Origin of the sequence: Methyloceanibacter marginalis (assembly GCF_001723295.1) — a bacterium.
Lineage (GTDB): Bacteria > Pseudomonadota > Alphaproteobacteria > Rhizobiales > Methyloligellaceae > Methyloceanibacter > Methyloceanibacter marginalis.
On sequence record NZ_LPWD01000126.1, the window covers coordinates 1 to 11335 of the forward strand.

At 64.2% G+C, this 11335-nt stretch carries 13 protein-coding genes and 2 pseudogenes; 5 read left to right on the forward strand and 10 right to left on the reverse strand.

The window, feature by feature from the left end:
• Nucleotides 1-276, reverse strand: a pseudogene (locus AUC71_RS05710) (OB-fold nucleic acid binding domain-containing protein); the annotation flags it as partial.
• Nucleotides 277-448: 172 nt separating this feature from the next.
• Between AUC71_RS05710 and AUC71_RS17435 the strand changes: the two are divergent.
• The 3 genes from AUC71_RS17435 to rnd all read left to right on the forward strand — a co-directional run bounded on the left by AUC71_RS17435 (nt 449) and on the right by rnd (nt 2490).
• Entirely contained in the window at nt 449-760 is a 312-nt protein-coding gene (locus AUC71_RS17435) for a hypothetical protein (protein WP_244500821.1), read from the forward strand.
• A 136-nt stretch (nt 761-896) separates the two neighbouring features.
• Nucleotides 897-1076, forward strand: coding sequence for a hypothetical protein (locus AUC71_RS05720; protein ID WP_069623491.1), 180 nt, complete (start codon nt 897-899; stop codon nt 1074-1076).
• A 229-nt stretch (nt 1077-1305) separates the two neighbouring features.
• The gene (gene rnd, locus AUC71_RS05725) at nt 1306-2490 is read left to right on the forward strand and encodes a ribonuclease D (protein ID WP_069623499.1); all 1185 of its coding nucleotides are present in this window, start codon (nt 1306-1308) and stop codon (nt 2488-2490) included.
• On the opposite strand, the gene AUC71_RS05730 is transcribed toward rnd, so the two are convergent.
• The 3 genes from AUC71_RS05730 to AUC71_RS05740 are packed head-to-tail and all read right to left on the reverse strand — an operon-like array spanning nt 2458 to nt 3908.
• Entirely contained in the window at nt 2458-2652 is a 195-nt protein-coding gene (locus AUC71_RS05730; RefSeq protein ID WP_069623492.1) for a DUF2905 domain-containing protein, read from the reverse strand. The two genes, rnd and AUC71_RS05730, sit on opposite strands and share 33 nt — an antisense overlap.
• Nucleotides 2653-2655: 3 nt before the next feature.
• Complete coding sequence (locus tag AUC71_RS05735) at nt 2656-2982, reverse strand: MerR family transcriptional regulator (RefSeq protein ID WP_069623493.1); 327 nt, start codon at nt 2980-2982, stop codon at nt 2656-2658.
• Nucleotides 2982-3908, reverse strand: coding sequence for a DnaJ C-terminal domain-containing protein (locus AUC71_RS05740; RefSeq protein ID WP_244500822.1), 927 nt, complete (start codon nt 3906-3908; stop codon nt 2982-2984). Before AUC71_RS05740 ends, AUC71_RS05735 begins: the two co-directional genes overlap by 1 nt.
• Nucleotides 3909-4094: 186 nt before the next feature.
• Between AUC71_RS05740 and AUC71_RS05745 the strand changes: the two genes are divergently transcribed.
• A complete protein-coding gene (locus AUC71_RS05745) occupies nt 4095-4472 on the forward strand; it encodes a hypothetical protein (protein WP_069623494.1) in 378 nt (125 codons plus the stop codon).
• Here AUC71_RS05745 and ppx read toward each other — a convergent pair.
• From ppx to AUC71_RS05770, 6 genes are all read right to left on the reverse strand, one after another.
• On the reverse strand, nt 4469-5986 hold the full coding sequence (gene ppx, locus AUC71_RS05750) for an exopolyphosphatase (RefSeq protein WP_069623495.1): 1518 nt from the start codon (nt 5984-5986) through the stop codon (nt 4469-4471). The genes AUC71_RS05745 and ppx overlap by 4 nt on opposite strands.
• Before the next feature lie 9 nt (nt 5987-5995).
• Nucleotides 5996-8188: an RNA degradosome polyphosphate kinase gene (locus AUC71_RS05755; protein ID WP_141701477.1), complete on the reverse strand. Its 2193-nt coding sequence runs from the start codon at nt 8186-8188 to the stop codon at nt 5996-5998.
• Nucleotides 8189-8290: 102 nt separating this feature from the next.
• The gene (locus AUC71_RS05760) at nt 8291-8965 is read right to left on the reverse strand and encodes a P-loop NTPase family protein (RefSeq protein WP_069623497.1); all 675 of its coding nucleotides are present in this window, start codon (nt 8963-8965) and stop codon (nt 8291-8293) included.
• Nucleotides 8962-9573, reverse strand: coding sequence for a CDP-alcohol phosphatidyltransferase family protein (locus AUC71_RS05765; RefSeq protein WP_069623500.1), 612 nt, complete (start codon nt 9571-9573; stop codon nt 8962-8964). Before AUC71_RS05765 ends, AUC71_RS05760 begins: the two co-directional genes overlap by 4 nt.
• A gap of 93 nt (nt 9574-9666) precedes the next feature.
• A complete protein-coding gene (locus AUC71_RS18565) occupies nt 9667-9885 on the reverse strand; it encodes a hypothetical protein (protein WP_141701478.1) in 219 nt (72 codons plus the stop codon).
• The gene (locus AUC71_RS05770; protein WP_069623498.1) at nt 9864-10778 is read right to left on the reverse strand and encodes a hypothetical protein; all 915 of its coding nucleotides are present in this window, start codon (nt 10776-10778) and stop codon (nt 9864-9866) included. The genes AUC71_RS18565 and AUC71_RS05770 overlap by 22 nt, the downstream gene beginning before the upstream one ends.
• Before the next feature lie 152 nt (nt 10779-10930).
• On the opposite strand from AUC71_RS05770, the pseudogene AUC71_RS17440 reads away from it, so the two are divergent.
• Nucleotides 10931-11335, forward strand: a pseudogene (locus AUC71_RS17440) (AIR synthase related protein); the annotation flags it as partial.

Genomic DNA, 11335 nt, shown 5'->3' on the forward strand with positions numbered 1-11335 from the left:
CCGGTCGGCAGGTTCGGGTTGATCGTGTCTTCCGTGCGCGCCACGACCTCGCCGTCGACGCGCACAACCCACTCAGGCTTCAGCTTTTCCGCCGCGGCAAACACCGGAGAATCCGGATCGGCGACGATCTGGGTGACGCCGTAATGGTCGCGCAGGTCGACGAACAGCAGCCCGCCATGGTCGCGGATGCGGTGCACCCAGCCCGAAAGGCGGACGGTCTGGCCCACGTCGTCGCTGCGGAGCCGCGCCGCAAGTATGGGTGCGATAAGCGTGCATGGCTTTGAAAAACGGCTCTGGCGGGAGTGGCGGGGGTCTAGATGCCGCGGAACACCGCACGGGAAGCGCACCCTTGTCAAGACGCGCGGGCGGCTGGCCGCGCCTGCCGCGGAACGTTACTGCTCACTCACGGGTTTTTCTCTCGACAACGCGCAATAAGGAGCTTTGAGACATGAAGCCCGCCATGAAAATAGCCCGTAAAGGCCGCGCCCTGCTTGCGGCGGCGGCGCTCGCGATTCCTCTCCCTGCTCTGGCAGAAGACCCCAGCGAGCCGGTTCCAGGGATCGATGAGGACCAAACCCTGAGCGAGCAGCTCGATGAGAACAAAGGCGTCATCGATCCGCCGCCTGTGGGCGATGAAGAGATCCATGCCCCTGCCCCGGAGCCACTTCCCGGGACCACACCGGTGATTCCGCCGCCCGGACGCCCGGCGGCGACCCCAGCATCCAGCCCAAATAAGTTACGGTTAGCGCATCGTAAATAAGCAGCTCCTTGAAAAATAAGAAAATAATGCTGCCGTGGGCTCTGAATCCAAAATTTCAAGACCTTGTTAGGAACCGGCCTCGGGGCTTCCACGTTAAGTCGGGCAGATTGGGCACACAAACTGAGGGAGACTTGAAATGACGAAGATTCCCGTCAAGACGCGGATTCCCATCGAGGCGTGGACTGTTGCTCTGCTTGTCACGTTCTTCTCGCTGATCTCGTCTGCGATCCATGACCCGGCAAATACCGATGCCTCTACTGTCATTCATGCCAAGCTGATTCAGGCGGACCCGGTCGTCACCTCCGCGCTCCGCTGAGTATGAACATGCCGCAAAGTTCCGCGTACGAGAGAGACGGTCAATTCGGCCACAACCCCGGCCTCCTCGAGCCTGTGCGGCTCCGTCTGCCGCGCCACCGCAGGCTTTCCTAGGCCCGCCTGGGCCGCAGCAGCGCCGCTGGCCGCCTTAATTTTTCCCGGCATAGATTGATTTTGCGACGTTCGCGCTCTTGGCCGCGTGCCAGACGTTGGGCTATATCCGGCCCACCATGGAACTGATTACTCGTACCGAGGACCTAGCGGCGGCCTGCGCCAAACTCGCCACCGCCCCCTTCATCGCCGTCGATACCGAGTTCATGCGCGAGCAGACCTTCTGGCCGCGCCTGTGCCTGGTTCAGATCGCCGGCGGCGAGACCGAGGTCCTGATCGACAGCATGGCGCCGGATATCGACCTCAAGCCCCTCTTCGACCTCATGGTCGACGAGACGGTGCTCAAGGTCTTTCACTCCGCGCGCCAGGACGTCGAGATCGTGCATCATCTGGCGGGCGTGATCCCGCATCCGATCTTCGACACCCAAGTCGCCGCCATGGTCTGCGGCTTCGGCGAGGCCGTCAGCTACTCCATGCTGGTGAAGCGGCTGCTCGGACGCAATCTCGACAAGAGTTCACGGTTCACCGACTGGAGCCGCAGGCCTCTATCGGAGCGGCAACTCACCTACGCGCTGGGCGACGTGACTTATCTGCGCGATCTCTACCCCAAGCTTCGTGCCCAGCTCGACCAGTCCGAGCGCGCAAGCTGGCTCAACGAAGAGATGGCGGTGCTGACCGATCCCGCGACCTACGAGCTGCATCCGGAACACGCGTGGCGGCGGCTCAAGATGCGCATCAAAACGCCGAAGGCGCTGGCCATCCTCATGGAGCTCGCCGCTTGGCGCGAGCGCGAGGCGCAGACTCAAGACATTCCCCGGTCGCGGGTGCTGAAAGACGAAGCGCTCTACGATATCGCCGGGCAGGCACCACGCTCGGTCGAGGACCTCGGCTCGCTGCGGTCCTTACATAATGGCTTCGCCCGGTCCCAGCGCGGCCGCGCCGTGCTTGAGGCGGTACAACGCGGCCGTGAGCGCGACCCGGCAACCGTGCCGCCGCTTCAGCGGGGGGAGCCGATGCCGCCGGAAGCCCAAGCGGTGGTCGATCTCCTGCGCGTGTTGTTGAAGGCGACCGCCGGACGCCACGGCGTGGCGCCGAAGCTGATCGCCACCTCCGACGACTTGGAGGAGATCGCCCGATCCGATGATGCGGACGCGGCGGCGCTCAGAGGCTGGCGCCGCAAGCTGTTCGGCGAAGACGCGCTCGCTCTTAAGCGCGGAGAGCTGGCACTCGCTGTCAAAGAAGGTGCGGTGACGGTGCTGGCGCCGGAGGGCTCAGCGGCGGAAGAGCCAGAAGACAACGCCTAGCAGCACGGCGACGATAATCGCGGTGGTGAACGGCAGATAGAAATAGAAGTCGCCGAGATCGACGACGATATCGCCCGGCAGCCGCCCGAGCCCGTATTGCACGCTGGCCATCGTCAGCAGGATGACCAGCAGCAAATAGAAGACGACCGTTCCCGCACGCATGGCTCAGCCGCGCCGCCGCTGTTCGATACGCATGCGGACGGTGGTCCGCACATCCGGCGGCAGGTCCTCCATCGCCTCAAGAAGACCGCGCAACTCCGAGCGCAGTCCGTGGATCTGATCGATGAGCGACAGCAGCACGGGCACGTCTTCCTCGTCGAAACCGAGCTCGTCCTCCAGATTGCAGATCAGCGCCGCCCGGGCGATGTCGGCTTCGGAATAGCTCCGCTCCGCGTCGTCCTCCGGCTTGATGAGCCCCCGGCTCACCCAGACCCTGAGCCGCGTCACCGTGAGGCTCTGGACGCGGGCAATGACATCCTGCTCGCTCGGCATCACGCACGCTCCTTCAATTTGCCGCGCGGATCGTAGGCGTGAGTCTTGCGCCATTCCTCCGCGAAGCTCTTGAGGTCGTCATCGACGGTCTCGGGCATCATCACCGTGAGCTTCACCAGCTGATCGCCCTTGCCCTTCACGCCCCGGGCCCTTAAGCCGCAGCGTCTGCCCGGTGTTGGACCCCGCCGGCACGGTCGCCGCCACGCGCCCGCCGATCGTCGGCACCTCGACCTTGCCCCGAGCACCGCCTCGTCGAAGCTGATGGGCAGATCGACGACAATGTCGTTGCCCTCGCGCCTGAACACAGGATGCGGTTTCACGCCGACTTCGACCAGCGCGTCTCCCGGAGGCCCCTCGCCCAGGCCCGGCATGCCTTTGCCTTTGAGCCGCAGGACCTGGCCTTCGCTCACGCCGGCGGGGATGGTCACGTCGAGCGTGCCCCCGTCGGGCAGCGTAATGCGCTGCTTGGTGCCGTTCACCGCATCGAGAAAGCTGATATCGAGGTGATATTGCGCGTCCTGTCCGCGCATCGAGAATTGACCCCCGCTGCGTCTGCCTCCGCGCATGCCCGCAGCCCCGCCGAACATGTCGCCGAACAGATCGCTGAAGGCGCCGATATCCTCGAAACCCGCCGAAGAGTGATAGCGGGCGCCCTCCGGCCCGCCGGCATATTCGCGGTAATATTGCTGCTGCGGCCGCTCCTGCCCGCTCGCATCGATCTCGCCGCGGTCGTATTTTCCGCGCTGCTCCGGGTCCTTGAGGATCGAGTAGGCGTGGGAAATCTGCTTGAACTTGTCCTCGGCCACCGCGTCCCCGGGATTGAGATCCGGGTGCAGCTTCTTGGCGAGCTTACGGTACGCCTTGGTGATATCGCCGGCGCTCGCGGTCTTCGGAACGCCAAGTACGGAGTAAAGATCTTCTGCCATCGACCAATCTTGAATGTAGTGAGACCCAGAATGAACGGCCTAAGACCTTGAACCGGCGAGGACTAGAATCCCTCAAGTCGTGTTGTCATTTGGGAACGGTAAACGCGCCACGCAAGTTGGACATTTGAGTCTCGGACGCCCACTCTGGCCCCCGACCAAGTTCGAAGTAGAAGAAGATGATCTAAGATGCAACGCTTTGCCCAGAGCTTCGCGGTTTGTCTGACGGGCGCCGTTCTCGGCCTCACCTCGTTGGCGACCGCGGATTCCGCCGATTCCGCCATGCGGGACCGGCCGAATGCCACTGACCTCGGCATTTGGAAGTCCTACGCCCCTACGGATCTCAAAGGCGAGTTCAGCAATTACGACCCGATCGGGCTGATTTCCGGAGCTCTGATCAAGGCCGACTGCTCGATCAACTGGGCGGATCCCGATACCGGCAAGGTCTACTGTTTTGCCTCGGGAACGTCGCTGAATTACTTCCGGGATTGGCCGAAATCATACAGCAGGCGCGCCGCGGAAGCCTTCGAGCGCCTCCAGGAAGCGGACGGGCAGCCGGGATCCTAACCGGCGGCGAGTTGGAAAGGCGTCCCGACCCTGATCTCGGGCTCGCGCTCCAGCAGGTTCGCCAGCGATTTGAAGCGCCGTTCCACCCGCTCGCCTTCGAGATTGGCGTAGGGCTCCGGCAGCTGCCAGATGAGGCGATTGCCCTCATAGCTGAGCGGCGTGTGGGGCAGAACGCCCGGCATGGCGGCGGCGACCATATGAGCGGCCCGGAAAGCGGCCCCCAGAATGCGCGCCCGCTTCAGCGTCTCCTTGTCGACGAGCTCGATGAGCCGCTGACTGAGGTCGTCCTTCACCAGGCCCTCGTTGCGGTAATAGGCGGTGAGCGCCAAGAAGGCGCGGCCCGGATGGTCTACCCCGACGAAGTCGCCATGGGCGACGAGGTTGAGGCTCTGGGCCCCGCGATAGTCCGGATGCGCTCGCCAGCCGATATCCGACAGGAGGCAGGCGGCGTGCCGCAGCCGCGTCTGTTCCGGTGTTTCCACCGGCCCCGGCACGCGGAACAGTGCGTCCGTCCAATCGCAAAGCTCGTAGGAATTCTCGATGGAGCGGGAGCGCTGTTCCGCCAGATGGACGCAAGCCTCGAGCAGCGGGTCCTTGGCGCGTTCTTCCTCGCTCAGCAGGCTGTACAGGAGCCCCTCGCGTATCCCGAGCACGGAAGTGACGATGGACCGCGGTTTCATCTGCTTGATGAGCCGCTCCAGCACGAGCGCACCGTAGGGCACAGTCTCGCGCCGGGCGCTGGAGAGATCGCGAATGCCGGCCAGCGAGCTTTGCGACTGATGATCGATCAGCGCGGCGAATTTCAGCGCCTCGTCCGCCTCGATCCGGTAGTTGTGCATCACACTCAAGGGGTAGTTGGTCTGGGTCATATGCAGCCGCGCAAGTGCCCGCCAGGTGCCGCCGATGGCGTAGAAATCGCGGCCTCTGCCCTTCTCCAGCCAGTCCACCTTGGAGAATTCTGCATCCACGATCTCGCGCGCTTTCTTCAAGCTGCCGCCGGAGGCATCGATGAGCCGCAAGCCCCCCAGCGGCATGGTCAGGGCGTCGGAAAGCCGCCCCCCGCGCACGTCGATCAGCTCGAGGCTGCCGCCGCCGAGGTCGCCGGCAAACCCGTCCGCGGCGTAAATGCCGGAAACGACGCCGAGGGCGGCAAGCTCGGCTTCCATATTGCCGGACAACACCTTGACTTGGCGCCCGAGCACTTGTTCGGCCTGGGCGATGAAATCGGGGCCGTTCTCCGCCTCGCGCGCCGCAGCCGTGGCGATCACCTCGATGCGGTCGACATGGAGCTGCTCGATCAGCGCGCGGAACCGCCTGAGCGCCCGCAATGCGCGCGATACGCCGGAGGCCTCGAGCTTGCCGGTGGTAGCAATAGAGCGCCCCAATCCGCAGAGGACTTTTTCGTTATAGACGGGGGCAGGCGCTCGCGTGGCGTCATCATAGACGATGAGCCGCACCGAGTTCGAACCGATGTCGACAACGGCAACGGGGGCTCGATCGTAGCGCAAAGCCATACGGAGAGCCTAGACGCTCTCGACCAGGCGCGTAAAGCGCGGCGGCATGCTTTCGGTCAGCGACGTGCCGCGGCCGGACAGGCTCGGATTGGTCATGAAGTAGTTCTGGGCGCTGAAGGGCTCGTGCCCTTCGTCGACCGGGATGCGGGTCGAGCTTCCATCGGGAAGGACCCGCCAGCTTTGAAGATTGTCTTTGAGATTCGCCACCATGATCTGGTCGAGGATCTGCTCGTGCACCGTGGGATTCTTGATGGGTGTCATCGCCTCCACCCGGCGGTCCAGGTTGCGCGGCATCATGTCGGCGGAACTGATATAGACCACCGCCTTGCGATGCGGAAGTCCGTTGCCGGCGCCGAAGCAGTAGATACGCGAAGTGTCCAGGAAGCGGCCGACAATGCTCTTCACGTGGATGTTCTCCGAGAGTCCCGGCACGCCCGGGCGCAGGCAACATATTCCGCGCACCACAAGGTCGATCTCCACCCCTGCCTGGCTCGCCTCGTAGAGCGCATCGATGATCTCGGCGTCCACGAGCGAGTTCATCTTCATCCAGATGGCAGCGGGGCGTCCGGCCTTGGCGTGGTACATCTCCTCGCGAATGTGATCGAGGATGCGCGCCCGGATGCCCCCGGGCGACACGGCCATGGCCTCCAGCTCCGCCGGCTCCGCGTAGCCCGTCACGTAGTTGAAGATGCGCGACAGGTCGTTGCCGATGGAGCGGTCTCCGGTGAAGAACGACAGATCCGTATAGATCTTCGCCGTCACCGAGTGATAGTTGCCCGTGCCAACGTGGCAATAGGTGGCAAGCGCGCCGCGCTCGCGTCGCACGATCAGACTGAGCTTTGCGTGTGTCTTGAGCTCGAGGAAGCCGTAGACCACCTGCACGCCCGCGCTTTCCAGATCGCGCGCCCATTTGATGTTGGCTTCTTCGTCGAAACGCGCCTTCAACTCGACCACGGCGGTCACCGACTTGCCGGCCTCGGCCGCGTCCTTCAACGCCTCGATGATCGGCGAGGTCTTGCCCGTCCGGTAGAGCGTCCACTTGATCGCCACCACGTCCGGATCGGCGGCGGCCTGCTTCAGGAATTGAAGCACGACGTCGAAGGACTCATAGGGATGGTGGACGACGATGTCCTTCTTGGCGATGGCCGCGAAGCAATCGCCCTGATGCTCGCGGATGCGCTCGGGGAAGCGGCTGACAAAAGGCTGGAACTTGAGGTCAGGCCGGTCGGACACGATGAGCTGATTGATATCGGCAAGGCCGATCTGCCCCTTTTGCACGAAGCTCTCGCGTTCGGAGACTTTCAGCTCCTGCATGACGAAGCGCTGGAGCCGCGACGGCATCGTGGCTTCCATCTCCAAGCGAATGACCGAGCCGCGCTTGCGGCGCTTGAGCGCCGATTCGAACACGCGCACCAGATCTTCGGCCTCTTCCTGGACCTCGATATCGCTGTCGCGCACCACCCGAAAGGCGCCCTGGCTTCTCACCCGATAGCCGGGGAACAGCCGCGCCACGAAGATGCCGACCACGGTCTCCAATCGAATGAAGCGGATGTCGTCCTTCGCCCCTTCCTGGCTCGGCAGCCGGATGAAGCGGTCGAGCTGCGGCGGGATCGGCAAAAGCGCATGCATGGTGCGGAACGAGCCTTCGCGCACCAGCTCGAGACCAAGGGTAAAGCCGAAATTCGGAATGAACGGAAACGGGTGCGCCGGATCGACGGCGATCGGCGTCAACACCGGGAAGATGTGATTGAGGAAGTGATCCTCGAGCCAGTTACGCTCTTCGTCGGAAAGCTGGTCGGCGATGAGCAGGTGGAGGCCCGCCTCGCCGAGAAGCGCCTCGAGCGTGACCCAGGCCTCTTGCTGCTGGGCGGTCAGGTCCGCCACCGATTGGTTGATGCGGTCGAGTTGCTCGGACGGCGTCAGACCGTCCTGACTCGGCGTCTCAATGCCGGCGACGACCTGGGCGCGCAGGCCCGCCACGCGCACCATGTAGAATTCATCGAGGTTGGTCGCCGAAATGGAGAGAAAACGTAGGCGCTCCAACAGGGGATGGCGCTCGTTCTCGGCCTCTTCCATCACCCGCTTGTTGAAGTTGAGCCAGGAAAGCTCGCGGTTGAAATATCGGCTGGGGCCAAACGCCGAGATGCGTGCGGCCGCGCTATCCGGCTCGACCTTTTCCGGCACATTCATCGATAACCTCATGAAACTCGGCGCTTTGCGCGCTCTGCAAACCGTCTGACGGGGCTGTCATGTTACCCCCCTAAATGTATCACTAGCGTTACGGAAAACGCCAATTCCGGGGCGCTATTCCGCCGAGGCTGTGCCCTGGAGCGCCTCGGCCACGAGCTGACGGCTGATCTTGCGGCCCGAACGGAGCGCGGCCCGGTCCACGGCCTCCACGGCCGCCGCCGCCGCCTCCAGCGAGCGATCGATGCGCAGCGCCAGGAACGCGAGCACCTTCGGATCGATATCGAGTTGCCGGTCGGCGAACTGTTTCAGCATCACCGTGCGCAACAGAGCCTCGTCCGGGGTGCCGATCTCCGTCACCGGCACCGCGCTCAACCGAGAGGTCAGGTCCGCCAGGCTGGTGTCCCAGCGGTTCGGGCTGACGCGGGCGGTGAGGAGCACGAAGAGGCGTTTCTCGCGCGCCAGGTTTAGCAGATGGAACAGCGTCTTCTCGTCATAGCCCGCACGGTCGGCGTCCTCCACCACGATCGAGGAGCCCGAGACCAGCCTGTCCAGCAAGGCGATCCCGAGATGGGCCGGATCGAGCGCCACGGCGCCCGAGCGCCCTGCACACGCGCACGAGATGGGTCTTGCCGCTCGCGGGCGCCCGATCAGAAGTTGCACCGGGGCCTGCCAATCGGGCCAGGCATCGACCAGCTTCACCACGGCGACATTGCAATCGCTGACGAGGAAATCTTCCGCGCCGAGGGCGGCCCGATGCGGCAAGTCGAAGGTGAGCTGGTCGACGCTCACGACGCCCTGACCCCTGAGCGCGGCGCGTCGGCCCCGCGCGCCTTACGGCGGTTCGGCCGCGGGGCGGGAGCCGGCTCGTAGCGCGCCATGTGCCGGAGCCACGCCCAGAAATACGCGAAGGCCGACAGGATGGTGAGGGTCCCCGTCACCCAGATCAGAACCCAGACGAGAGTGTCGAGGCCGAGACCGAGCCCAAGCTCGGCCAGGACCACGCCGGCCAGCGCGATCTGCGAACACGTATTCGCCTTGCTGATAAGCAGCGGCTTCACGTTGATCGGTCGCGACATCATCCAGGCGAGGAGCACCGCGCCCACAATGAGAATGTCGCGGCTCACCACGGCGATGACCAGCCACACCGGCAGGTGTCCGGCGAGTCCCAGGGTCACATAGATGGTGACGAGCAAGGCCTTGTCGGCGATGGGGTCGAGATAGGCGCCAAGCTCCGTGTTCCACCCATAGCGCTTGGCGAGGTAGCCGTCCGCCGCGTCCGACAGCCCGGCGAGCACGAACACCATGAACGCCGCAAACATCTCTTGATCGATGATCAGCCACACCAAGAGCGGCACGGCGATGATCCGCGCGAGCGTGAGCGTGTTTGGGATGTTCACCGGCGCTTCTCCCAAGGCCCGGCGCGAACCGGGCTTTTCGTGAACCATAGCAGAGTCCGCGCGCGAAACGGCCAGGTCCGGCGTGCGTCCGGCCTATTGGGAGCGCAGCACAAGCGTGCCATTCCTCTCATCCAGCGCAAATCCGTTCTGCCCGAGCGCGGCCTGAAGGCTATCGAGGGAGCCTGCGAAATCAAACGTCACCGCGGCGGCGCGGGCCGACATGGAATTGACCTCCAGTGTGTTGAGGCCGGCGATCTGGGTCAGGCGGGATCGAATCTCCTGCCAATCCCTTAGCCCCGAGAATTCAACCAAGGCGACAACATTACGCGGCACCTCTTGGGGCGATCGCGGGTCCGGATCAGCAACCATAGGCGGCGATCCCTCCCGATAGGCGGCCTCCCCCGAAGGTGGCAGCGCACCGCCCTCCTGCGTCGTCTTCCAACGGCTTTCCAAGGCCGCAAAGGCGGCGCTTGCGGCAGCCCCGTCTTGCTTGCGGGATAGGTCTCGTCGAAGGCGACAGCACCGACGGCGTCCTCGCCGGCGAGCCGCACTCTGAGATTGCCGTCCGTCTTCTCGCCCACGGCGATCACGAGGCCGCCATAGCCGTATGCACTGCGGAGCGCGGCATAGGCGTCCGGATCGCCGGACAGGGCCGCCTTGACGGTGCTTGCGTCGAGATCGGCGCGCGGGCGAACGAGCGTCGCAGGCGTAATGCTGTTGGCGAGATCCAGGCTCTCCCAGGCTTTTCCCCAGCCATCGGCGGCGCCATCCGTCACTCTATCGCCGGATAACATCACCGGCAGGATGGAGATGGACGGTGCCTGGTCCTCGCGCATGGGAATGGCGTAATCGGCAAAGAATTGCCGCACCGAGTATGGATTGAAGCGCACATCGAGCAGGCCGATATAGCGCGTGGTCGAGGTCTGCTCTTTACGCACGGCCACGCCCGTGACCAGCTCTTGGACCTCCTCCCGGGAGAATTCCGGCAGTTGCGGCTGGACGCTCAAGGGCACCAGCCGGCCGATCAGGACCTTCATGGCCTGCATCTCAGCCTGGGCCATGCCGTTGGTCCGCGCCGCCACCGCGTTCTTGGCGGTGGTATCCACCGAGATCTTGGCGACATCGTACAGGCTGCCCGCGGCCGCTTCGTTTGTGGTCTGCCCCAGCGCCGCCACGCCGAGCAGCGCAAAGAGACTCAACTTCACAGTAAACGGTGCCAAGCGCCTGAAACGCATGTCTAACTTTGCCGCCATCATCAGTCCCGCGCCCTAACCGGGGGGCGTTTCCTCCTAAACCCTTGGAATATGGCGGGCTCGGGACCTTTCCGCCTTGACGGCCCTCGCCCGGCACGATTGTTATGCCAAATCTTTCGAACTTGCACCCCGAGTGGCCCGGTGCCCCCCAAATCCCAAGCTCCAGAAACGCAAGACGCGGCGAAAGACGCCAACCTTTGACCTATCGCGACGCCGGCGTCGACATCGATGCCGGCAACGCGCTGGTGAAGGCGATCGGACCGTTGGCCGCCAAAACCATGCGTGCGGGCGTGCTGGGCGGCATCGGAGGCTTCGGCGGCTTGTTCGACCTAAGGCCTGCGGCTTCCAGGACCCGCTGCTCGTGGCCGCCACAGACGGTGTCGGCACCAAGCTCAAGCTCGCCATCGAGACCGGGTTGCATGAGGGGATTGGCATCGATCTCGTGGCCATGAACGTCAACGACTGATCGTCCAAGCGCCGAGCCCCTGTTCTTCCTCGACTATTTCGCC

Bases quoted from the DNA above. Each gene is read 5' to 3' on its own strand.
- AUC71_RS17435 (WP_244500821.1), top strand. From the start codon at position 449: ATGAAGCCCGCCATGAAAATAGCCCGTAAAGGCCGCGCCCTGCTTGCG.
- AUC71_RS05720 (WP_069623491.1), top strand. From the start codon at position 897: ATGACGAAGATTCCCGTCAAGACGCGGATTCCCATCGAGGCGTGGACT.
- rnd (WP_069623499.1), top strand. From the start codon at position 1,306: ATGGAACTGATTACTCGTACCGAGGACCTAGCGGCGGCCTGCGCCAAA.
- AUC71_RS05730 (WP_069623492.1), bottom strand. From the start codon at position 2,652: ATGCGTGCGGGAACGGTCGTCTTCTATTTGCTGCTGGTCATCCTGCTG.
- AUC71_RS05735 (WP_069623493.1), bottom strand. From the start codon at position 2,982: ATGCCGAGCGAGCAGGATGTCATTGCCCGCGTCCAGAGCCTCACGGTG.
- AUC71_RS05740 (WP_244500822.1), bottom strand. From the start codon at position 3,908: ATGGCAGAAGATCTTTACTCCGTACTTGGCGTTCCGAAGACCGCGAGC.
- AUC71_RS05745 (WP_069623494.1), top strand. From the start codon at position 4,095: ATGCAACGCTTTGCCCAGAGCTTCGCGGTTTGTCTGACGGGCGCCGTT.
- ppx (WP_069623495.1), bottom strand. From the start codon at position 5,986: ATGGCTTTGCGCTACGATCGAGCCCCCGTTGCCGTTGTCGACATCGGT.
- AUC71_RS05755 (WP_141701477.1), bottom strand. From the start codon at position 8,188: ATGAGGTTATCGATGAATGTGCCGGAAAAGGTCGAGCCGGATAGCGCG.